18 protein-coding genes and 1 pseudogene are annotated in these 22,339 nt (G+C 66.9%); 7 read left to right on the top strand and 12 right to left on the bottom strand.

Features of this window, described 5'->3' with window-relative positions:
- Positions 1 to 41 precede the first annotated feature (41 nt).
- On the bottom strand, positions 42 to 1,733 hold the full coding sequence (locus tag AB4Y75_RS12750; RefSeq protein WP_441436253.1) for an amidohydrolase: 1,692 nt from the start codon (positions 1,731 to 1,733) through the stop codon (positions 42 to 44).
- Positions 1,734 to 1,941: 208 nt separating this feature from the next.
- Here AB4Y75_RS12750 and AB4Y75_RS12745 point away from each other — a divergent pair, with 208 nt between their 5' ends.
- On the top strand, positions 1,942 to 2,541 hold the full coding sequence (locus AB4Y75_RS12745) for a TetR/AcrR family transcriptional regulator (RefSeq protein WP_441436252.1): 600 nt from the start codon (positions 1,942 to 1,944) through the stop codon (positions 2,539 to 2,541).
- 82 nt (positions 2,542 to 2,623) lie between these two features.
- On the opposite strand, the gene mnhG is transcribed toward AB4Y75_RS12745, so the two are convergent.
- From mnhG to AB4Y75_RS12715, 6 genes and pseudogenes are all read right to left on the bottom strand, one after another.
- Complete coding sequence (mnhG, locus tag AB4Y75_RS12740; RefSeq protein ID WP_441436292.1) at positions 2,624 to 3,010, bottom strand: monovalent cation/H(+) antiporter subunit G; 387 nt, start codon at positions 3,008 to 3,010, stop codon at positions 2,624 to 2,626.
- Positions 3,000 to 3,284, bottom strand: a complete 285-nt coding sequence (locus tag AB4Y75_RS12735; protein ID WP_441436251.1) for a monovalent cation/H+ antiporter complex subunit F — start codon at positions 3,282 to 3,284, stop codon at positions 3,000 to 3,002. Before AB4Y75_RS12735 ends, mnhG begins: the two co-directional genes overlap by 11 nt.
- Positions 3,281 to 3,844 (bottom strand): Na+/H+ antiporter subunit E, encoded by a 564-nt coding sequence (locus tag AB4Y75_RS12730; protein ID WP_441436250.1) that lies wholly within the window; start codon positions 3,842 to 3,844, stop codon positions 3,281 to 3,283. The genes AB4Y75_RS12735 and AB4Y75_RS12730 overlap by 4 nt, the downstream gene beginning before the upstream one ends.
- The gene (locus AB4Y75_RS12725; RefSeq protein ID WP_441436249.1) at positions 3,841 to 5,472 is read right to left on the bottom strand and encodes a Na+/H+ antiporter subunit D; all 1,632 of its coding nucleotides are present in this window, start codon (positions 5,470 to 5,472) and stop codon (positions 3,841 to 3,843) included. Before AB4Y75_RS12725 ends, AB4Y75_RS12730 begins: the two co-directional genes overlap by 4 nt.
- Positions 5,473 to 5,798: 326 nt before the next feature.
- A pseudogene (locus tag AB4Y75_RS12720) lies at positions 5,799 to 6,215 on the bottom strand (Na(+)/H(+) antiporter subunit C); the annotation flags it as partial.
- On the bottom strand, positions 6,212 to 9,214 hold the full coding sequence (locus tag AB4Y75_RS12715) for a Na+/H+ antiporter subunit A (RefSeq protein WP_441436291.1): 3,003 nt from the start codon (positions 9,212 to 9,214) through the stop codon (positions 6,212 to 6,214). The gene AB4Y75_RS12715 and the pseudogene AB4Y75_RS12720, both read right to left, overlap by 4 nt.
- Before the next feature lie 113 nt (positions 9,215 to 9,327).
- On the opposite strand from AB4Y75_RS12715, the gene AB4Y75_RS12710 reads away from it, so the two are divergent.
- From AB4Y75_RS12710 to AB4Y75_RS12695, 4 genes are all read left to right on the top strand, one after another.
- Positions 9,328 to 10,710 carry an MFS transporter gene (locus AB4Y75_RS12710; RefSeq protein ID WP_441436248.1) on the top strand — a complete coding sequence of 461 codons (1,383 nt, stop codon included), beginning with the start codon at positions 9,328 to 9,330 and terminating at the stop codon, positions 10,708 to 10,710.
- Positions 10,711 to 10,876: 166 nt separating this feature from the next.
- The gene (locus tag AB4Y75_RS12705; protein WP_441436247.1) at positions 10,877 to 11,800 is read left to right on the top strand and encodes a hypothetical protein; all 924 of its coding nucleotides are present in this window, start codon (positions 10,877 to 10,879) and stop codon (positions 11,798 to 11,800) included.
- A gap of 96 nt (positions 11,801 to 11,896) precedes the next feature.
- A complete protein-coding gene (locus AB4Y75_RS12700) occupies positions 11,897 to 12,379 on the top strand; it encodes a cation:proton antiporter regulatory subunit (protein WP_441436246.1) in 483 nt (160 codons plus the stop codon).
- A 2-nt stretch (positions 12,380 to 12,381) separates the two neighbouring features.
- Entirely contained in the window at positions 12,382 to 13,578 is a 1,197-nt protein-coding gene (locus tag AB4Y75_RS12695) for a cation:proton antiporter (RefSeq protein ID WP_441436245.1), read from the top strand.
- A gap of 37 nt (positions 13,579 to 13,615) precedes the next feature.
- Here the strand turns inward: AB4Y75_RS12695 and AB4Y75_RS12690 are convergent, their stop codons facing one another.
- The 3 genes from AB4Y75_RS12690 to AB4Y75_RS12680 form a co-directional block, all read right to left on the bottom strand.
- Positions 13,616 to 14,857 carry an MFS transporter gene (locus tag AB4Y75_RS12690; protein ID WP_441436290.1) on the bottom strand — a complete coding sequence of 414 codons (1,242 nt, stop codon included), beginning with the start codon at positions 14,855 to 14,857 and terminating at the stop codon, positions 13,616 to 13,618.
- 978 nt (positions 14,858 to 15,835) lie between these two features.
- Positions 15,836 to 16,945, bottom strand: coding sequence for a YcaO-like family protein (locus AB4Y75_RS12685; protein ID WP_441436244.1), 1,110 nt, complete (start codon positions 16,943 to 16,945; stop codon positions 15,836 to 15,838).
- 555 nt (positions 16,946 to 17,500) lie between these two features.
- On the bottom strand, positions 17,501 to 18,766 hold the full coding sequence (locus AB4Y75_RS12680; RefSeq protein WP_441436243.1) for an MFS transporter: 1,266 nt from the start codon (positions 18,764 to 18,766) through the stop codon (positions 17,501 to 17,503).
- Positions 18,767 to 18,951: 185 nt separating this feature from the next.
- On the opposite strand from AB4Y75_RS12680, the gene AB4Y75_RS12675 reads away from it, so the two are divergent.
- Positions 18,952 to 19,458 carry a MarR family winged helix-turn-helix transcriptional regulator gene (locus tag AB4Y75_RS12675; RefSeq protein WP_441436242.1) on the top strand — a complete coding sequence of 169 codons (507 nt, stop codon included), beginning with the start codon at positions 18,952 to 18,954 and terminating at the stop codon, positions 19,456 to 19,458.
- Positions 19,459 to 19,464: 6 nt separating this feature from the next.
- Here AB4Y75_RS12675 and AB4Y75_RS12670 read toward each other — a convergent pair whose 3' ends face one another.
- Entirely contained in the window at positions 19,465 to 20,670 is a 1,206-nt protein-coding gene (locus tag AB4Y75_RS12670) for a low temperature requirement protein A (RefSeq protein WP_441436241.1), read from the bottom strand.
- 198 nt (positions 20,671 to 20,868) lie between these two features.
- Positions 20,869 to 21,246: a VOC family protein gene (locus AB4Y75_RS12665; protein ID WP_441436240.1), complete on the bottom strand. Its 378-nt coding sequence runs from the start codon at positions 21,244 to 21,246 to the stop codon at positions 20,869 to 20,871.
- Between the two features lie 125 nt (positions 21,247 to 21,371).
- Here AB4Y75_RS12665 and AB4Y75_RS12660 point away from each other — a divergent pair, with 125 nt between their 5' ends.
- Positions 21,372 to 22,280: a sigma-70 family RNA polymerase sigma factor gene (locus AB4Y75_RS12660; protein WP_441436239.1), complete on the top strand. Its 909-nt coding sequence runs from the start codon at positions 21,372 to 21,374 to the stop codon at positions 22,278 to 22,280.
- Positions 22,281 to 22,339: the final 59 nt, after the last annotated feature.

Raw genomic sequence — 22,339 nt, 5'->3', positions numbered from 1 at the left:
GCTTGGCGATCAAGTGCCCACTCGAGGCGTTTCCGGGGCTTTCAGTGCGATCCGGGGGCGTGGCTGTCGTGGGCCGAACAATGCGACTGGCCGCCGTAGACCGGCGCCGGGGCAGGGTCGAGGTCCGCGTCGTGAACGATCTCCCCGCCCACCAGGGTCAGCGCCGCGTGGTGCTCCAGGAGGGCCGCCGGAGCCTGTTCATGGTCGTAGAGGTTCCCGCTCCACGCCACCAGATCGCCGTGCGCCCCCGGCTTGATGACGCCCAGATCGTCCTCCGCGTGCCAGGCCCAGGCACCCTCGGCCGTGTAGCCGCGCAGCGCCTGGTCCAGGGTGAGACGCTCCGCAGGGGTCCAGGCGTCGGCGCCGTCCAGCCCGGCCCGGGTGAGAGCGGAATAGAAGCCCACCACGGGGTCCATCTCGCCCACCTGCCAGTCGCTGGAGAGCGCCACATGAGCCCCGGATTCCATGAGCGAGCGGAAACGCCAGGCACGGTCCCAGCGCTGTTCGCCGACGTTCTCCATCCAGGTCCCGGCCACGAGATCCGGAGAGCAGTGCCGCGGCTGCATGGCCGCCGTGACCCCGAGTTCACGGAACCGGGGCAGATCCGCCGGATCCAGGCATTCGACGTGGACGATCCCGTGCCGGCGGTCGGTGGTCCCGTTGCTGCGCGCCGCGTGCTCGATCGCGTCGAGCGCCAGCCGGATGCCGCCGTCGCCCGTCGCGTGGGTGTGGGTCTGGAAACCGAGCCGGTCCAGTTCCGTGACGATGCGCGTGAGCTCGCCCAGCGCGGCCGAGGGGTGGCCGCGGTGACCGGGCCGGTTGGCGTAGTCCTCCAGCATCCAGGCGGTGTGGGGCTCGATCACATCGTCCGCATAGAGCTTGATGGGTCCCAGGCGGAGACGGTCGTGGGACGGGCCGTGGTCGACGGCGTCACGGAGTTCGCGACGGAAGGCGTCGTCGGCGTCGACGGGGTGGAAGAGCGCTGCGATCACGCGGGAGGACAGCTTGCCCTCGCGGATGGCGCGGTCCAGGAGCGGCACCTCGGCGAGGGGGACCTGCGGCTCCACCACGGTGGTGATGCCCGTTGCGGTGGCCATCTCCAGGCTGGAGAGGAACTTCCTGTATCGGCGGTCCGGGGAGTACATCGGGATATCGCGCTGGAGCCCGGCCAGGCCTGCCGTGGTCATGGCGCTCGTGTAGAAGTCGGTGACCCAGCCCGTGGGGCGGCCCTCGGCGTCGAGCTCCGGATTCCCCCAGGGGATGTCGCCGCCGCCGCTGATCCCCAGGACGCGCAGCGCCGCCTCGTTCAGCCAGACGGAGTGCTGGTCGTACGTGGTGACGAAGACCGGGCGGTCCGTCAGCCCGGCCAGGTCGCGGGCGTTCGGGCGGCGTCCCGGGACCACGGAGTAGACCGCGTTCTCGGCGCAGATCCAGCCCAGTTCCGGGCGGCGGTCCGCGAGTTCCTTGATGCGGCGGCGGACTTCTTCGAGAGTCTCCGCGCCCTCCAGGCTGACCGCGTCCGCGTCGAAACCGAGGAGCAGGTGGTTGTGGGAGTCGATCACGCCGGGGGTGACCAGAGCGCCGTCGAGCTCCCTGGTCCGGCGGGCAGCGGGGGCGTCCGCCGCGCTGCCCACATAGCTGATGCGACCGTTGACGATGCCCACGGCTTCGGCCCACGGCTGAGCGGGATCGAAGGTCCGGACGGTCGCGCGGGTCACGAGGAGGTCGAGCATGGTGGGTCCTGTCGGGGGTCAGAGGAATTCTTTGACATCAGCGTCAAGGAATTCCTCACAGTGAAGCACCCCGCCTCCGACGGCGTCAAGAGACGCGCCTCCCGAACACCGTGGTTTTCCCCGAGCGCACGGTTTTTCCCCGCGGCCGGAGCGCAGGGGAAAGACCGCAAGACCGGGGATTCCGGGCACGTCAGGTAACCTCAGGGGCATGGCGAGGCCCAGCAACCAGACTGCACGACGCGAGAAGCTCGTGGCGGCCGCCCTGGACGCGGCATCGGAGCGTGGGCTGCGGTCCATCTCCATCACGGATGTGGCGGCGAAAGCCGGGCTGACCAGGGGCGCCGTCCTGTACTACTACGAGGACCTCGACGAGCTGCTGGTCGAGGCGCACCGCGCCGGCATCGCGCGGTTCTGCGACGCCCGGGACGCGATCGTGGCGGAACTCCCCTCCCCCGCGGCCCGGCTCGCGGCGGCCATCCGGCACGGCCTCCCGAGCGGCCCGGACGACGCCCTCATGCGCCTGCTCTACGAATTCGACGTGCTGGCCGGGAACTCCGCACTGCACCATGAGCTGGTCGAGACCATGTACCGGCGCCAGCTCCAGACCTATCGGGGCATCCTGGAGACGGGCGCCGCGAGCGGGGACTTCACCCTCCGCCTGCCGGTCGACAGTCTGGCCATGAACCTCGTGGCGCTGGAAGACGCCTACGGCCTGCACATCACGGCGGGCAACAGCCTCATCACCGTGGCCACGGCGGAACAGGCCATGCGCGACGCCGCGGCAGCCCTGGGCGCGCCGCCCGCCTGAGCGGGACCCGGCCGCGCGCAGTCCGGCTAGGCCCAGCCACGGCCCGGCACGGCCCGGGCACGGCGCCGGCCCGTGCCGACCCTTACTTCTCCCGCTTCTCCGCCACCTGGGACACGACGGCGGCGAGGTCGTCTTCGCTCAGCAGCTCCGGGTGACGGTGCTTGGTGCGATAGCCGGCGCGGCTGACCATGTGCGCGGAGATCGGCACGGTCAGCAGCTGGAAGAGCCACGCCAGCAGGAGCAACGGCCAGACCACCCAGCTGCGCATCTGCAGACCGAGCGCCACCAGGACCAGGAACAGCCCCAGCACCTGAGGCTTGCTGGCGGCGTGCATGCGGCTCATGAGATCCGGGAAGCGGACCATGCCGACCGCGGCGCCCAGACTCAGCAGGGCGCCGAGGGCCAAGGCGACCCCGCTCAGGATGTCCACCACGGCGTTCCAGTCGATCCCGTTCCAGTCAGCGGTCATCATGGGGCTCCTCACGGCGGTCCTGCACGAAGCGTGCCACGGTCACGGAACCGATGAAACCCACCACGGTCAGGGAGATCACCAGAACCAGATTGTTCAGATGGCGGTGCACGGCCATGTCGATGCACAGCGCGGTGATCACGATGCTCAGCAGCACGTCCGAGGCGAGCACCCGGTCCAGCAGGGACGGGCCTTTGGCGATGCGGTAGATGGCCGCGGCGGAGGCGAGCCCCAGCGCCACGACGGCCACGGTCACGAAGACGGGGTTGATCATGCCGCCACCTCCCCGGCCCGCTCGGCGCGCAATCGCCGGAGTTCCTCACGGCTGCCCATGATCCCGATCAGCTTGGCTTCGATGCGGCGCACATCCGCGCGGACCTTCTCAGCCTCGGCCTCGGTGCGCACATTCAGCGCGTGCAGATACAGCGTGGACGTGGAACGGTCCACCTCCACCACCATGGACCCCGGGATCCACGAGCTGACGTGGCCCACCGCGGTCAGGATCAGGTCCGAGTGACTGCGCAGCGGCACGCTCAGCACCGCATTGCGCACCTTCGGGCCCTGGACGATCGCCACGAGGCTGACCTGGAGCGACGCCCACGCCATCCGGGCCAGGACCTCCGCCCCGAAGGCGACGGCCCGGAACACGTTGAAGCGCCCGCTGAGCTGCACCGGTGGCAGGTAGAACACCCGGGTCACGGCGACGGCCAGAAGCGCGCCGAACAGCAGGGTTCCGGGGCTGAAATCCTGCCAGAGCACGGCCCACACCAGCATCAGCCAGATGAGCAGGGGCAGCTCCTGCAGGAAACGGATCTTCCGGCGGTGGAGACTCATCGCGCACCTCCCTGGGAATCACCGGACGGGGAGTCGGCGGCTGGAACGTCGGCGGACGACGGCGGAGCGCCCTTGGGCGGCACCGCCACCTCCGGGCCGAGCACCGCGTGGATGTAGGAACTGCGGTCCAGCATCTGGGCGGCCGAACGGTCCGCGAGCCCGAAGAGCGGACCGGCGAACACCGTGAGGGCCACGCCCAATGCGACGAGCGCCGCCGTGGGGGCGACCATGCCCCGTGGCATGAGCCTGCGCGCCGCGGCACCCGTGGTGAGGAGCTCGGGCTCGGGATCCTCGGCGTCGTCGACCGTCCGCCAGAACGCACGGTTCCAGACACGGGCGATCGCCAGCAGTGTCAGCAGCGAGGCGAACACGCCGCCCACCACCAGGATCACGGCCAGGACGGTCCCCTGCGCCACACCGGCCTGCAGGAGCCCCAGCTTCCCGAGGAACCCGGAGAACGGCGGGATGCCGGCCAGGTTCATGGCGGGGATGAAGAAGAGCACCGCCAGCAGCGGGGACAGCTTGCCCAGCCCGCCGAGCCGGTCCAGCGAGGAACTGCCGGCCCGGAGCTCCACGAGGCCCGCGACGAGGAAGAGCGAGGTCTGGATGGTGATGTGGTGCGCCACGTAGAAGACGGCGGCGCCCAGGCCCGCGGTGGAGCTCAGGGCCAGCCCGAACACCATGTACCCGATGTGGGAGACCAGGGTGAAGGAGAGCAGACGTTTGATGTCGTTCTGCGCCACGGCACCCAGGATGCCCACCACCATGGTCAGGAGCGCCACCACCATCAGGGGCTGGTTGAGGGTGTCACTGGGGAACAGGAGGGTCTCCGTCCGGACCATCGCGTACACGCCGACCTTGGTGAGCAGGCCCGCGAACACCGCGGTGACCGGCGCGGGAGCGGTCGGATACGAGTCGGGGAGCCAGAAGGACAGCGGGAACACCGCCGCCTTGATGCCGAACGCCACCAGCAGCATGACGTGCAGCAGGGTCTGTATGCCGGGGTCCAGCTGCGCGAGCTTCACGGCCAGATCGGCCATGTTCACGGTGCCGGTGGCGGCGTAGATCATCCCGATCGCGATCAGGAACAGCAGGGAGGACACCACGGACACCACCACGTACGTCACGCCTGCCCGGATGCGCGCTTCCGTGCCGCCCAGGGTCATGAGGACGTAGCTGGCGGTCAGCAGGATCTCGAAGCCCACGTAGAGGTTGAACAGATCGCCCGAGAGGAACGCGTTGGAGACGCCCGCGATCAGGATCAGATAGCTCGGGTGGAAGATCGAGACCGGGCCGTCGTAACCGGATTCACTGGCGCCCTGGGCCGAGGCGTACAGAAGCACGCAGAGGCTCACGGCGGAGGAGACCACGAGCATCAGGGAGGAGAAAGCGTCCACCACCATGACGATCCCGAACGGCGGGAACCAGTGGCCCAGCCGCACGGCGGTCGTGCCGCCATCCCAGCTGGACGCCAGCAGGAAGCACTCGAGGAGCAGCGTCAGGGACAGGACGGAGACGCTGACGGCGCGCTGCGCCCGGGGGTGCCGGACGAGCGTGAACGCCACGGCCGCGCCGAGGATCGGCAGCAGGACGGCCAGAGGGGCCAGGTAGGCGAGGTTGACCGTCATGCCTGCTCTCCTTCCGTGGGGTGCTGCCCGTGGTCCGCTTCAGGGTCGGCGCGGTGATTCCAGCCTTCCTTGGGCTCGACGCCGGACTGCCGGCCGCCGCCGTCGGCCGCCGGGCCGCGGGTACCGCCGTCTGCGGAGCGGGTCGCGGTGTCCACGCCGTCCGCCAGGGCGGCCCCCGAACCGGACGCCCGCTGACCGCCGTCGCCGGAAGGCTCCGTGGCCCGGCCGCTGCCGCTGCCGGTGCCGTCGTCCGGCGCCCGGGAGGCTCCGGTGTGAGCGGCGCCCACGGCGGCGAGCACCGCGCCGTGGGTCGCGTCGTCGTCGGCCGTGAGCGGGAACTCGGTGGTCTCGTCCGGGATGACGGCGTCGTCCTCGGCGTCGAAGCTGGGCGTGTTGGCCACTCTCTGGTCTTCCGTGTCGTCCGCGATGACGTCCTGGCGGCCCAGGACCCACGTGCGGTAGATGATGCCGAGCATGAAGGCCGTGACCGCGAAGCTGATCACGATCGACGTCAGGATGAGGGCCTGCGGGAGGGGGTCGTTGTAGTCGTGCGGGTCGGTGCCCTTCACGAAGAGCGGGGCCAGCCCTGCGTACCCGCCGGTCACCAGGATCAGGAGATTGGTGGCGTTGGCCAGCAGCATGAGGCCCAGCGTGACGCGGGTGAGGCTCCGTTCCAGCAGCAGGTAGATGCCGCACGCATACAGGATCCCCATGATCACCAGGAGGGTCATATTGGCGCTCATCGTGCCGCCACCTCGCTTTCCTCCTCGAGTTCCACATCGATCTGGGCGCCGAAGCCCCTCAGCACATCCAGCACCAGGCCGACCACCACCAGGTACACCCCGATGTCGAAGAACGTGCTGGTCACGAACTTCACGTCACCCACCACGGGCAGGCTGAAATGGACGATCGCGCTCTGGAACACGTTGCCGCCCAGGAACAGTGGGGCGAGCCCGGACACGGCGGCCAGCGCGAGACCGATGCCGAGGACCAGGCCCGGGCTCATGCGGACGGCCTCGGCCAGTTCGAAACGGCCTCCAGCCAGATAGCGGATGGTCAGCGCCATGCCGGCCATCAGGCCACCGGCGAATCCGCCGCCGGGGAGATTGTGGCCCGCGAACAGCAGATAGACGGAGAACACCACCATGGTGTGGAAGATGAGCCTGGTGACCACCTCGAAGAGGATGGAACGGCGCTCCGGCGCCAGGGTCCGCCCGGCCACGAGCCAGGGGTTGCGCAGGGCCACCCCGGTCCTCGCCCGCGGCGGGGCGCCGAACTTGCGAGCCGTGGCCAGCGCCGCGGCCTCGGGCGACCCGTCGGCCTGGGCGCGCACCCGGCCCACGCTGCCGGTCTCCACCCCGGCGCTGCGGCCGAGGCTGTTGCCGATGTTGCGGACGAAGATCAGGCTCGCCACACCCGTGGCGGCCAGCGCCAGCACCGAGATCTCGCCGAAGGTGTCCCAGGCGCGCAGATCCACCAGGGTCACGTTGACCACGTTGAGTCCGCCGCCCTGTTCGTAGGCGAGCTTCGGGAAGTCCAGCGAGATGGGGGTGGCGACGCGGGAGTCCGTGGCGAACAGGGCGAACACCACCATGGCCGCGCCGAACGCGAGCCCGAGGATCACGCGGATCACCCGGAAATGCCCACCCGTGCGGTCGCGCAGCTCCGGGGGCAACCGGCGCATCGCCAGGACGAACGCCACCAGAGCCACGGTTTCCACGAGCATCTGGGTCAGGGCGAGGTCCGGCGCACCCTGCAGGGCGAAGATCAGGGCCATGCCGTATCCGGTCACGGATACGAACAGCACGGCCATGAAGCGCTTGTCCGCGCGGACGGCGCCGAATGCGCCGATCACGATCGCCAGGCCGATGAGCCACTGGAACGGCGAGCCCGGGTCGATCCAGTACAGATTGGACGGCACCGACTGGCCGTGCCAGAGCAGCGTCACGGACGGCATGATCACGGCGACGGCCAGGATGACCACCAGGTAGAAGAACAGCGAACCGCGCTGGGTGCGGCCCGTGACCCAGACGGCGGTGTCATCGAGCCCGCCGATGACGTGCTGGTACACCCGGTCCGCTTCGGGGACCTTGGGCATGGCCGCCTGGAATCGGGTGACCCGCTCCCGTCCGAGGACCAGCAAGGTGCCGGCCAGGAAGGTCACGGCGGTCAGCCCGAGTGCCGCGGTGAAGCCGTGCCACAGTTCCAGATGCCCGGCGGAGGCCGCCTCCTGGACGTGCTCCCCGGTCTCCTGGAAGAGGGCCGCGTACGGCTGGACCCAGGAGTCCACCGGAACCGGCCAGAGGCCGTACACCAGGCTGAGTCCGGCCAGGATGGCGGGCGAGGCGAGGAACGAGAAGCGGATCGGTTTGAACGGCGTCGGCGGCACCCCGGGCTTCGTGGCGAAGGCGCCCCATATGAACCGAGCGGAATATGCGAACGTGAGGATAGATCCCAGCACGATCCCGACCAGGACCACCGGGCCCCACGGACCCGGCGCCGTCGCGGACTCGCCCGTGGCCCAGTCGACGAAGGCCGTGAACACACTCTCCTTGGCCACGAAGCCGGCGAGAGGCGGGATGCCCGCCATCGAGGCCGCGCCCAGGATCGCCACGACGCCGAGCGCCCGGGAGGAGCGGAAGACCCCCGAGAGCTTGCGGACGTCGCGGGTGCCCGTCTGGTGGTCGATGATGCCGACCACCAGGAACAGCGCGGCTTTGAACAGACCGTGCGCCAGGAGCAGCGCGAGCCCGGCCAGCGCCGCCTCGGGAGTGCCCAGACCCACCACCATGGTCAGGAAGCCGAGCTGGGAGACCGTGCCGTACGCCAGGATGAGCTTGATGTCGGTCTGGCGCAGCGCCCGATAGCCTCCCACCAGCATCGTGATCAGGCCGAGCCCCAGGACCATCGGGAGCCAGGTGTCCGCCTGCGCGAACCCCGGAGCCAGGCGCGCCACCAGGTAGATGCCGGCCTTCACCATGGCCGCCGCGTGGAGGTACGCGCTCACCGGGGTGGGCGCGGCCATCGCGCCCGGAAGCCAGAAGTGGAAGGGGAAGAGCGCGCTCTTGGTGATGGCGCCCACCAGCACCAGCACGACGGCGACGTTCAGCGCGGCGGCCGCGGCGCCGTCGGCGTTCGCACCGCTCAGCAGGGCCGGCGCACGCTCCAGGAGGGCCGAGACACGGCTGGTCCCGGTGATCTGAACCATCATGATCAGGCCGATCAGCATGGTCAGGCCACCGGCCGTCGTCACGATCAGCGCCGTGAGAGCGGAGCGCCGGGCGGACAGACGGGCCCGGGCGTAGCCGATCAGGAGGTACGACAGGATCGTGGTCAGTTCCCAGAACACGAACATGAGGATGAGGTCGTCCGAGGTGACCAGCCCGAACATGGCCCCCGCGAAGGCCAGAAGCTGCGCGCCGAAGCTGCCCAGATAGGCGTCGTCCGCCTTGAAATAGCGGGCACAGTAGGCCAGGACCAGCGATCCCACACCGAGGACCAGAAGGCACATGACCCACGCCAGCGGGTCCATGCGGAAGGTGAGGTCCAGCTGAAGCTGGGGGATCCAGTCGAAGTGCTCCTCCAGCCCTCCGCCGTAGGCGGCCGGGTACTGGAAGAGCAGCCAGACGAAGGCGGCGGCGGGGGCCGCGGCCAAGAGGTAGAAAGCGTTCCGCCCCAGGCGCTTGAAGATCAGCGGAGCCACCGCGGCAAGCGCGAAAAGGGAACAGAGGACTAGGGTCACGTGGTCATCACCACTTCCGGTGTTGCTGGCCGCGGGCAGTCCTGTCATCCGGAGCGGTTCCTTAAACAGGTGTCTTCTCATTTTAGCAACTGGCGCCCGTTACTATTCGTGCTATGAGCCCCGAAGCGACTTACAACGCCGGTAGCGAACACGCGTCGCAGGAGACCGGACGGCGGCGGGGCATGGTCCTGGCCTGGGCGTCGTGGGACTGGGGTTCGGCCTCGTTCAACGCGGTGATGACCACGTTCGTTTTCACCGTCTATCTGACGTCCAAGGCCTTCGGCGGTGAGGACCACGCGTCCGGCGTCCTGGGACTCGGTTTCGGCCTGGCGGGCTTCGCGATCGCCCTGCTCGCCCCCGTGACGGGGCAGCGCGCGGACGCGGGCGGGCGGCGGAAGCTCTGGCTCGGCGTCTACAGCGCCGTGGTGGTCGTGCTCATGGCCCTGTGCTTCTTCGTCCGGCCCGAGCCGGAGTACCTCGTCCTCGGCGTGATCCTCATCAGCGTGGGGCACGTGTTCTTCGAGCTGGCCGGGGTCAATTACAACGCCATGCTGACCCAGATCTCCACCCCGGCGACCATCGGGAGGGTCTCCGGCTTCGGCTGGGCGGCCGGGTACCTGGGCGGGATCGTGGCGCTGCTGCTGGTCCTGCAGCTCTTCGTCCAGCCGGCGTTCCACTGGTTCGGGGCCTCGACCGACGACGCCCTCAACATCCGGCTCGTGGCGCTGTTCTCCGCCGTGTGGTTCGGGGTGTTCGCGCTGCCCGTGTTCTTCCGGGTGCCGGAGCCTCCGGTGCAGCCGGGCGAAGCCCGGGTGGGTTTCCTGCAGTCCTATGTGGTGCTGGTCCGGAGGGTCCGCGCGCTGTACCGCCGCGCGCCGCACACCATCTACTTCCTTCTGGCCAGCGCGGTGTTCCGGGACGGCCTGGCGGCGGTGTTCACCTTCGGAGGCGTGATCGCCGCCGGCACTTTCGGATTCCACCTCAAGGACGTCATCTTCTTCGCCGTCTTCGGGAACGTGGTGGCCGCCGCCGGCGCGGTGCTGGGCGGCTTCCTGGACGACCGGATCGGCCCGAAACGCGTCATCGAGCTGTCCCTGGTGGGGCTCCTCGTGGCGGGAACGGCCATCCTGGTCCTGGGCAACAGCGAATATTCCTTCTTCGGCATGCAGTGGCACGGCAAGCTGACCTTCTGGGTGTTCGGGTTGCTGCTGTGCCTCTTCGTCGGCCCGGCGCAGGCTTCCGCCCGGGCGTTCCTCGGGCGGCTGGCCCCCGACGGCGAGGTGGGCGAACTCTTCGGCCTCTACGCCACCACGGGCCGCGCGGTGTCCTTCCTGGCGCCCACGCTCTTCACCATCTCGATCGCCGTGGCGTCGCAGTACGTCGCGGAAGGCCAGGCCCAGCGCTGGGGCATCCTCGGGATCATGGTGGTCCTCCTGGCCGGGCTCCTGGTCCTGCTCCCTGTGAAGGCCCCGGCGAAGGCCGAGGCCACGGCCTGACCCGTCTTCCCCTCCTACGTTGTGTGCTCAGTAGTTGCGGGTGTTTCGGGCCAGGACCCGCAACTACTGAGCACACAACTGCGGGGACCGGGCCCCGGGAACCTGGGCCATCCACATACGTGAAACGGCCCGACCATTCGCGCTCCCGTCTTGTTCCGATGGGTGGATGAGAGCACAAGAACTTCCCGCACGACTCCTGAACACCTCGTTCACCGTGGCGGAAGCCCTGGCAGGCGGTGTGTCCAGCAGCCGCCTCCGAGCCGCCGACTTGCGGGCGCCGAGCCGTGGGATACGCATTCCCCGAGGCGCGGACCCGACACTCCTGGCGAGCCTTCGGGCTCTGACCGCACTTGACCACGCGACGGCGATCTCCGAGTTGACCTCTGCACGCGCCCGAGGCATCCCGCTGCCGTTCTGGGCTGATCAGCGGATCCATGTCTCGCGCACCCGGGGCGGGACGCATCCCCGCCGCACCGGTGTCGTCGGGCATCGAACGCTGCTGCTTCCAGGGGAAGTCGAATACGTGGCCGGTGTGCGCATCACCTCGGCGGCGCGCACCTGGCTGGATCTGGCGCACCATCTGCCCCTCGCGGATCTCGTGGCTGCGGGGGACCACCTCGTCAATGAGCACGGCTCGGATCATCCATTCCCACGGGAACCGCTCTGCACGGTGGCCGACCTCCGCCGCGTCACGATGGCCCACCCCAAGATGAAAGGGAAAAGGAACGCCCTGGCGGCGTTGGACCTGATCCGCCCGGGCGCGGACTCGGTGCAGGAGACCCGGATGCGCCTGATCCTGCTCGATCATGGCGTCCCCGAGCCGGAGCTCAATGTGGTTCTTTACGACCCTTGGGGCTACCCGCAGGTCTGGCCCGACCTCGCCTACCCGCGGCAACGGCTCAGCGTGCAGTACGACGGCAAGGTCCACGGGGCGGAGCGGCAGTACGGCAGGGACATCGCACGCGCCACGATCACAGCGGAACTGGGCTGGCAGGAACTACGGATCAGCGCGGCCGACCTCCGCGGTACGCGGCCGAGCGTGGTCCGGAAGGTACAACGGGCTCTTCGATCGGCCGGCGAACCCTCATGATCACGTTGTGTGCTCAGTAGTTGCGGGTGTTTCGGGCCAGGACCCGCAACAACTGAGCACACAACGCGAGGGGAGTCCGGGGACTAGGCTTATCCCATGCACGTGGATGAAACCGACCTCCCCGGACTCGGGGTGCGGAAAGACTTCATGACCGCCAGCGGCCGAAGGATCGGCGTGGTGGTCCACCGTGATGGAACCACGGAGTTCATCGTCTCCACCTGGGACGACCCGGACACTTGCCAGGCCTCCATCCCCCTCACCGGGCAGGAGACCACCACACTCGCTCAGCTCCTGGGCGGTCAGCTGATCGTCAATCAGCTCACGGAGGAGCACCGGGACGTCCCGGGGATCGTGACGCGCCAGTTCTCCATCCTCCAGGACTCCCCGTTCCGGGACCTGCCGATGGGCGCTGCCTCGATCCGCACCCGCAGTGGCGTCTCGATCGTGGCGATCATGCGGGAAGGCGAGGTGATCCCCTCGCCCGGCCCCGACGTCGTGCTCCACCGCGGTGATCTGCTCGTGGCGGTGGGGACGCTGGAAGGCCTGGACAAGGCCGCCGAAATCCTCCGCAAGGGATAGCGGTGGACGAACTCGCGGTGACCCTGATCGAGCTGGGGGCCGTGGTCTTCGTACTCGGTCTCCTGGCCCGGCTTGCCGGACGGGTGGGCATGTCCCCCATCCCGTTCTATCTGCTGGGCGGCCTGGGCTTCGGCGCGGGCGGTGTCATCCAGCTCGACGGCGTGCGCGAGTTCAGCCACCTCTCCGGCGAAATCGGCGTGATCCTCCTGCTGCTGATGCTCGGGCTCGAGTACAGCGCCGATGAGCTTTTCACCGGGCTGAAGAAGTCCTGGCAGGCCGGCGTGCTCGACGCCGTGCTGAACGCCATCCCGGGCGCGGCCGTGGCACTCCTGCTCGGCTGGGGTCCGGTGGGCGCGCTGGTGATGGCCGGCGTCACGTACATCTCTTCCTCCGGCATCGCGGCCAAGACCTTGACGGATCTGGGCCGGCTCGGCAACCGCGAGACCCCCGTGGTGCTCTCGGTGCTGGTGTTCGAGGACCTGGCCATGGCCGTCTACCTGCCCATCCTGACGGCCACCCTGGCCGGAGTGGGATTCTTCGGCGGATTGCAGGCCGTGGCAGTGGCCCTCGCAGTCATCACGGTGGTCCTCCTAGTGGCGATGAAGCACGGGCAGCGGGTCTCCGCCATCGTGCACAGCGAGAATGCGGAGGTGTTCCTGCTGACCGTGCTGGGCGCGGCACTGCTGGTGGCAGGACTGGCCTCGGCGCTCCAGGTCTCCGCCGCCGTGGGCGCCTTCATGCTGGGCATCGCCATCTCCGGAGCCACCGCGCACAACGCCACCCGGATGCTGGAGCCTCTGCGGGACCTGTTCGCCGCCATCTTCTTCGTCGCCTTCGGTCTCAGCACCGACGCCACGTCCATCCCGCCGGTGCTCGGCTGGGCACTCCTCCTGGCGGTCGCCACCACCGCGACCAAGATGCTCACGGGATGGTGGGCGGCCGGACGGGCCGGGATCGGCAAACCGGGCCGCGTCCGCGCAGGGGCGGCGCTCGTGGCCCGTGGCGAGTTCTCGATCGTCATCGCAGGCCTGGCGGTCGCCTCCGGTGCGGTGCCGGGGCAGATGGCCGCTCTCGCCTCGTCCTACGTGCTCATCATGGCGGTGCTCGGACCGCTCATCGCACGCTTCATCGAGAGCTGGGCCCGCCCCTTCATCAAGTCCCGCAAAGCACCGGTGGCCGGAACCGGCACCTCGTTCTGAGGTCCGGTTCCGGCCACCGGCCTGAGGCCCGGTTAACCTACTCAGCTCCTACAACGTCGGCCCCGATTGCGGCGTGTCCCGACTTTTGGTTTGGTCCCCTCTTACTTCTGACCACAGCCGAGATCAACACCCACAGACCAATCGCCACGATCCCAGCCCAAGCCGGGTTCTGTGATGCGCCCAGCGCGTACGCAAGTTGCAGCCCCATCAATGTGCCAGCTGCACCAAAAGTGTAGGACCAGCTCATCACACGGGAGTACTGAGCCTTGGTGAAAAACGTCTGACGATGCGTCTCCAGCACGACAGTGCGCAGGCGCGCAAGAACCACGTTCAGAAAGACAAACACCAGCGCAGATGCAAAATTAGCGCTCTCACAAAACAGTACGATCACGAACCATCCGATGTTCACTACAGACGCCAGGCCCGTGGCAGAGAGAAGTAGTTCAGTAGGGAACCGTCTCCCTATGCTTCGAGCCATCAAAGGACCAAACGTCGCCGCAAGACCGAACACGAACAGAACCATCGCCATCGCTTCAGGAGGCTGGAGGGCGGACCGCGAGGCAGCCCAGATTAGAACTAGGTGCCCCGTCAGCGCCCCGATCGTCTGAAGGACGAAGTTCACCGCTGGGGATGCTGGTCCTGATCTGAAGAGGTCGTGGAGAAATTGCACAAGCGGCTGAGCTTGACCTAGCGGCGAAAAGTCCTCAGAGTCTGCATCGTGGAGCGGCTTCGCTGGATACTTTCGGCGCGCATTCAACCTGAGCAGGGCACCGAGTCCCGAGAGGACGACGTTGGCCGTGACCAGTGCTGAAATAGATAGACCCGCGACCAACGCCCCGAGCGGTACCGCCACAATAAACCCAGCGATACCAAGCCAACTGTATAGCGACGCATTGAACGAAAGCGCGTGATCGGCACTTGTCTCGGCTAGCTTTGCTCCATAAAACTCATCGGCGATATCGCTCACGGGAGCCGTGAAAAGCATAAATCCCAGATAACAGATTAACAAGTTGACTTGCTGAACAGGCCAAACCGCCATCAATCCCACGACGACAATGCCAGATACCATCTCCATGAGATCTTCAATTATCAGGATCTTATCTGGAGACCATCGCTTCAGAACGCTAGCATAGGCCGGCAGCGCAAACTCGATGATCTTCCCGGCTGAGGTCAGTAAAACCAACCAATATATAGGAACTACTGCAGAAGCGGCAAGAGAATCCAAACCTCCATCGATGAGCCTGTTTCCAAGAACAGAAACAACTAGCCCCGAAACCATCCAGCGTCGGGCACGGACCGCAATTCGCAAATGCCTATCGTCCACGCGCGGCCTCCGCCCAGAATCGTTCGCATTGAGCGACAGGGAATGAGGCGTGATCGAGAATTCTTTGACCTCGAGACGCCAAGTTTCTTGGCATGGGAACATTCGCGCATAGCCACGAAACCAATTGGCACCAGTCAGGTCCAAAAATCTGTTCAGGAAGGTCGGAAAGAACGCGGGATAGATAGTTCGCCCGGAACGCGCATCTCGCGTACGGGACTTCGGATACTACGCCGTTCGCCTCAAGCACCTCAAAAAGGTGAGACAAATGAGTGTATACGTATAGAGCGTCGATGCAACGTTTTACGTCCCAGAGCGTCACTCCACCATTCAGCGACCACCACGGAATGGCGACCACATCGGACGTCCGCGGCGGATTTGGGAGTCCAAATGAGCGGGTTGTTCTAGCCGTCTTCGCATGCAACGCCTCGTGGAGTAGATTGGCCGCGTCCTCCCACATTGAATTTCCCACCCCTGGACCAAGACAAACGGCTCCCAGCGTATCCACCCAACTCGCGCCCGACAGCCGATGATCCTCGACAAGGAAAATTCGGGAAACATAGGCCCTCGCATCACGCCAGAGATGCGGGACGAAAGTCTCCAGAAAATTCGATGCTTCATCTACTCTCGCGACATGCGTCTCATCTTCGACGCGCGACGCACCCAGTCGTGACTCAACAAGGGCAGTCAGAGCGGCATCCAACGGGTGGGAGTCCGGAAACAAAGAAGCCACGTCGGACCAGTCATTCGAAACGTGAGATTCGTCCATATCCCGCACCGAACCGTTCGTGGCAAGGAGCTGCATTTCGAGAATGGGGTGCGGAACAACTCCATCGAGGCTTCGATCTATGCTCACACCTCTGTCTAGATACCAGGGTCGCGAATGGTCCAACACTAGGGAACTGTCTCCGAAACGTCCTACAAGGAGAGTGTCCATCAGATCTTCCCTGCGAGAAGATGGCTCAGGCTTGCCCGCGTGCGTAGTCGCCCGGAAGTAACAATAGGCCGACAAAATATCAAGTTGTTGAGTCCCTCGAATCCCGGAATTACCACCTGCACGACAGAAATTCCACTTGACTCGTCGGTCCAGATCACGCGGCCATAGACCTTGAACCCAGCTTGTTCGATCGCCGACATGGCCGATCCCCCTCCGGCAGGAAGAGCTTCTCTCATCAACGTGCGAAGCGAGATTCTGTGGCCGTCCAGCCGGGGGAATATGCGGGAAGCGATATTCTTCATATTCGGGAAACGGTCCAGATTGGAGGGCCGCTCACCGCCCTCCTTCTCCCACGTTTCGTCCACACGCCGCGCATGCTGCACCTGCTGCAATTCAGTCAGCGCCCTCTCCAATGCCACGTCGGGGTACATAGAGGCCCCGAATCCAAGCTCAGCATGCCCATCTGGCACCCAGGCCTGGGCGCAAAAGGCATACCCCGCAACGGTACTCAAGCTGTAGAGGGAACCTCTGCCTCCATATCCACCCGTCAGCTCGTGAAAGAGAGGCGAAAGATGATCCTCATCGTCGAGCTCGACCACAGTCCAGCTTGGGGCGCCCATACTGACGTCCAACAGGAATTTGCTCTCGGCGTCCCGCTCAATCAGTTCGTTTGTCGCATGGACGAACGCATCGTGTGTATTAGCCCCAGAGGCAATCCCCGTGTTGGACGCATAAGATGAGAGCGGCAGGAGGCGACCGAAATGCCGCTCGAGAGGCAGCGATACATCACAGACAATCGCCGGGTAGTACAGAACATCCTTCTCGTCGAGTCCTCTTTCATTGAGTCTGTAAAACCGATGGACTGGCTGGACATCGTCACCCGCGAAGCGCGCATACCGATACAGGTAGTCAATGTCCTCAATGTCCGCTGGCTCAAGCAGTCTGCGATCCCACACGGCCCTCTGTCCCGGCAACAGATATCTGAAAGCTGCGTGTTCAACTACCTCATAGACGGCGCTCGCTTTGCTCTGCGCGCCAATGCCCTTTCCCGCAGCCTCGGTCAGAAGCACGCCCCGGTCATCACTCAAGTACGCCTTGGTCGTCGACACGTCAGAAACGCCTGATCTACTGACCACCCTGGTTTCGACTCGAAGACCTTTGCGCCGCAATAGGTCGCCAATTCTGCGCAGAGCCTCATCAACCCCGACAGTCCGTTCCCGGTCAACCGTTCTCATCGGTGCACCCCAATCAGTCTCACTCAACCGAGCGTCGAGGGTGGGGCCGAACCAGCACCGCCACCCTCAACAGGCTCTAGTCCGTCCGCTCGTCTACAAAATCGAAGAACTCAGATTCAAGGTCGCTATCAATGGACTTCATGTCGACATAGTTCTTCTCGCCACTAGCAGTGTTTGTATTACCCACCCCTCACCTCCTTAGCAAGCCGGGGAGTGATCATCACTCCGCTTCACATCCAATCAGATGTAGGACATTTGCACAATGCTTTGCTGGGTTATCAGTCCAGTTGGGTGGCGTAGAGGTTTTGCGGATGATCCGTGGCAGCGCGCATCAAGCCCCGCAAAGCACCGGCGGCCGGAACCGGCACCTCGTTCTGAGGTCCGGTTCCGGCCACCGGCAGGACACCGAACGCCTGCGTGGAGCCCGCGTCAGGCGGCGAGCGCTTCTTCCGACCGGACGGGCGCCTCGGCCCTGGTCCGCGCCGCCAGCGCCTGACGGATCCTCCAGGCCGCGACGATGGCCACCACGCTGATCACCAGGTGCATGATGAGGAACGCGTCCCCGAGCCCCGCCCCCAGCAGCACGCCCGCGATCAGCGGGCCGGCTGCGGAGAACGCCGTCTGCAGTGCCGCGACCACACCCAGAGTCTGACCGACCATGCCCGCAGGCGCGAGCGATGCCGTGAGCGGGTTCAGCACCGGGCTGTAGACCGTCTCACCGACCGCGAAGATGCCGTACGTCATCACGAACAGCGCCGACGCGACTCCGGGCATGAACTGCGCCACCGAGAGCAGCAGCCACGACACCAGCCAGACCGAGCCGACCGCCATGAGCAGCGTCGCGGCGGGCCGCTTGGCCGTCAGCCGCACGACGACGAGCTGCAGCGCCACGATCACCAGGCAGTTCACGGCCGCCGCGGTGCCGATCACGGACGGTTCGGCGTTCAGGACCGTGAGCGCGTAGGCGGGCAGGCCGGACTCGAACTGGGCGTAGAAACCGAGCGCGAGCGCGATCGTCACGACGGCGGTCCAGCGCATCGCGGGTTCGGCGAAGATCAGGCGCAGGGCGCCACGGCGGCGCTCACCGCCGTCGAGGGCCTGGCCGGTGGTGGAGGTTCCGCCGTCGAGCACTGTGACGGCGCCCCTGCGGAGACCTCCGGCGAGGGCGATGATCGCGGAGGAGATCACGAAACCGGCCGCGGCCATGAGGAAGCCGACGGTGAGGCCGTCGGTGCGGCTGAGGTCGACGACCAGGCCGGCCAGGAACGCACCCGCGGCCATGCCGAGGGACTCGCCCGTGAACTTGTAGGCGAAGACCTTGCGGCGGTCGGCGCTGGAGGACCACTCGAGGGCCAGCACCTGCTTGGCAGGGACCGCGCCGGAGAGGCCGAGGCCGAACACCAGCATGCCCAGCAGGAACGCCCACGGTTCCTGAACGAACATCAGAGACCCCACCGCCAGAGCGCCGATCAGCTGTGCGAGCACGGCCACCAGCACCGGGTTGAAGCGGTCCGCCAGCCGACCGGCCACCGGCGAGGCGAAGAGCGCCCCGAGGGAGAAGAGCGATGCGGCTGCCGCAGCGATGAGGGCGCCCCAGCCGCGCGTTTCCGCGGCATAGGCGTACTGATAGGGAAGAACGGCTCCCCAGCCGAGAGAACCGATGGCGGACGCGAGGATCAAAAGCTTCGCGCGCATGAGTGCACCCCCTTGGGTCTGATGAAGGAACGATGTCCGCTGAAGGACATGGGCGTCGAATGCCCTGCGGTGAACAGGACGAGCCGCCCTCATTCCCTCCGGAGTGAGCGCGGCCACATTTATTCGACATCGAATATTTCGATATCGAAATATTACCAGATCGAAGGTCGTGAGAGAATCCCTGAATGCCCCCACGCAAGCCCAGTGCCCAGGAAGAACACCGCCGGAGCGTCGCAGCCTATGTCGCAGCCGGCGGCGAGGAGACCGTGCAGCGGGTCATCACCGCGGTGCAGTCGCTCAACCGGAAGCTGGACCAGTGGTACGCGCGCCAGCTGGCCGATCTGGATGTCACGGCGGGCGAATGGGGCGTGGTCACGGCCCTGGTGAAGGCGAAGGAGCCGCTCACGCCGAGCCAGCTGGCGGACCTGAGCAACGTCGCTCCGTCGTCGATGACGCACCGCCTGGACAAGCTCGCTCAGCGTGGGCTGGTCGAGCGCATGCAGGACCCCGGCAACCGCACCCGGGTGTTCGTGAGCCTCACGGAGGAGGGCCGTCAGCTCTTCAACCTCGCGATCAAGGGCTCCAGCGTCGTGGAGACCGACGTGCTTCAGGACCTCAGCAGCCCGGAGATGAAGGAGCTGGCGCGCATGCTGGAGGTCGTGATCGCCCGGCTCGACGACATCGAGGCGTAGGCGCCCTCAGGCCTCGGCGCCTTCGGCCTCCTCGGAGATCTCCTCGGACGCCTCCACGGTGGTGGGCAGTTCCAGGAGGACCACCAGCAGGATCATGACCACGGCGGCCGCCACCATGGAACCGAGAGTGTTCTCCCCCGGCACCAGCGCACAGGCTGCCAGGAGCACGGTCAGAACCAGGAAGACCAGGCTGATGGTCGGCGGCAGAGACTTCCTCAACGTGATGAACCAGGTGGTGAAGACGAAGAGCGCGATCGGCACGGTGAGGGTGGCGGCTGCGGCCACCCTCCCGAGTTCGGCGTGACCGTCCGCGAAGTCGATCGCCACCTCGATCCCGGCGGAGAACGATGCGGCGGCCGCGAAGACCAGGTAGTGGCTGTAGCCGAAAATCAGACTGTTCCGCAAGGAGCCGAAGTGCTCGTGGTGCTCGCGGGAGAAGTAGATCCACCACATCCCTGCGGCCAGGACCAGCCCGCAGGCGGCGATCGGCAGCAGCGCCCCGAGGTGCTCCTGCGCCCCGGCGGCATCCACGATCGCGCCGGTGGACGCCAGGATCGACTCGCCCAGCACGATCAGCGTGAAACAGCCGTACCGTTCGGCGATGTGATGAGGATGCCAGGGCGTGGTCCGTGCCGATTCGGCCCACACGGGGACGGCGACCTCGGCCAGCACCAGGACCAGGAAGGCCCAGAATCCGATCTCCGCCGGAAGCAGCAGCCTGAGCAGCCAGAAGATCTGGACCACGGCCACGCCGCCCGCATAGCGCAGCGCGGTGACACGGAGTTCCGGGCTGGACGCGGCGGCGCGGAGCCATTGGCAGACCAGCGGAACGCGCATCACCAGGTACCCGAGGGTCACCACGGTGAAGTCACCCTCGGACATGGCCGCCCCGACGCCGCCGGCCAGGACCAGGGCGCCGGCCATCTGGATGATCGTCAAGATCCGGTAGAGCCAGTCATCCGTGTCGAACGAAGTCGCGAACCAGGTGAAGTTCATCCACGCCCACCAGATGCCGAAGAACACCAGGAGGAAGGCCACCAGCCCCTCCCCCACGTGGTTCTCCGCGTAGAAGTGGTGCAGCTGGGCGGAGATCATCGACACCGCCACCACGAACACCAGGTCGAAGAACAGTTCCAGGGGGCTCGCGGCCCGGAACGCCTCGAAGGGGTCGCGCGGCGTCATGCGCCTCAGTCCAAGACGTGCCGTGCTCATCTGCGGTTCTCCCAGCGCAAGGCCGGAGCGGTTGGGCCCCGGGATTCCTGATCGGTTCTGCCTCCCAAGATATAGAACCCGCGCAAGGCCGACGACGTTCCGGGCCCGGAAACGCCGGTGTCCCCTGGGATCCGCACCGCGGAACCACCGCGGATCCAGGGGACACCGAGAACGCCGGGGCGCTCCTTCGGCGCGCCTTCAGGCGAAGTTGCCGATCTCCAGGACCAGGCCGCCGGGTGCGCGCACGAAGGCCGCACGCTGGCCCCATTCGCGGTCGGCGGGCTCGACGAGCGACTCCGCGCCCGCGGTGACGGCCTGGTGGTAGGCGGCGTCGACGTCGTCGGCGACGAAACTGAGCACGCCCGTGACCCGGGCGGAGTCGGCGGTCTCCAGCGGCTGCCCGGGCAGGTGGTTGCCGGCGGCTTCCAGCGTCCCGAAGGCCAGCTTGGTGTCGCCCGTGGCGACCTCGGCGTAGCCCTCGCCGTAGACCTGCGTCTGCAGACCGAAGGCGGTGCCGAAGAACTCGGCGACATCCTTGGCGTTGCCGACGTAGAACATGCTCTTGGCGTAGCGCATGGGATTCTCCTTCATGATCGATACGGGCACTTCCCGCATTCACCCTCTTGACGTCCGGCGTGCCCAGGATGTGACATGGCCACGGTGACTCGTCACATCTGAGGGGCCCCGAACGTCGAAGAGGCATGGAGAACATGGAATCCGAGCTGGAACTCGCCACCCGCTTCGATCAGGAGCGCCCCCGTCTGCTGGGCATCGCGCAGCGGATCCTCGGACCGTCCGGTCCGCTGGGGGCGGAGGACGCCGTGCAGGAAGCGTGGTTCCGCCTGGCGCGGCTGGACCAGGAGGTGGACAACCTCCCCGCCTGGCTGACCACCGTGGTGAGCCGTATCTGCCTGGATGCGCTCCGCTCGCACGCCCGGCACGAGGCGCTGGCAGAGACTCTCGCGGGGCAGCTGGATGAGGTCGCGCCCGGGCCGGAGGAACAGGCCCAGCTGGACGACTCCCTGAGCGTCGCCCTTCTGGTGGTGCTGGACACGCTGAGCCCGGCGGAGCGGGTCGCGTTCGTCCTGCACGACCTCTTCGGCGCCCCGTTCGAGGAGGTCGCCGCGGCGACCGGCCGCTCAGCGGCGGCCGCGCGGCAACTGGCCAGCAGGGCACGACGCCGGGTGCGCGGTCAGGCGGGAACGGAACCGGCCGCGTCTGCCGAAGTGGCCCCGGAACGGACGACGGCGGACGAGCCGGACGGCGCCCGGGCGCCGCGGGCCGTGGTGGAGGCCTTCCTGACGGCCGCGAAGGGCGGCGACCTGGCCGCGCTGGTCAGGCTCCTGGACCCCGATGTCGTCATGACCTCAGACGCGTCCGCTTCGGCGATGGGCTCCCCGGCCCTCAAACTCGGTCGGGACGAGGTGTCCGGCTTCTTCAACGGCAAGGCCAAGGCGGCGCGCTTCGCCATGCTCGGCGGCGAGCCCGGCCTCGTATGGCAGTACCGCGGCGTGGTCCAGGTGGCCTTCACCTTCCAGCTCCGCGACGGCGTCATCCACGCGGTGCGCCTGATCGGCGACCGCGAGGAACTGGACCGGCTCACGGCGTAGAGGCATGTTCCTGCGTTGCGGGGTCGCCGCTCTCCCGACGGCGTGCCGGATCGGGGAGA

The sequence above is a fragment of the Arthrobacter sp. RAF14 genome (assembly GCF_052114185.1).
GTDB lineage: Bacteria > Actinomycetota > Actinomycetes > Actinomycetales > Micrococcaceae > Arthrobacter_E.
This window is presented reverse-complemented; position numbering and strand designations above follow the sequence as displayed.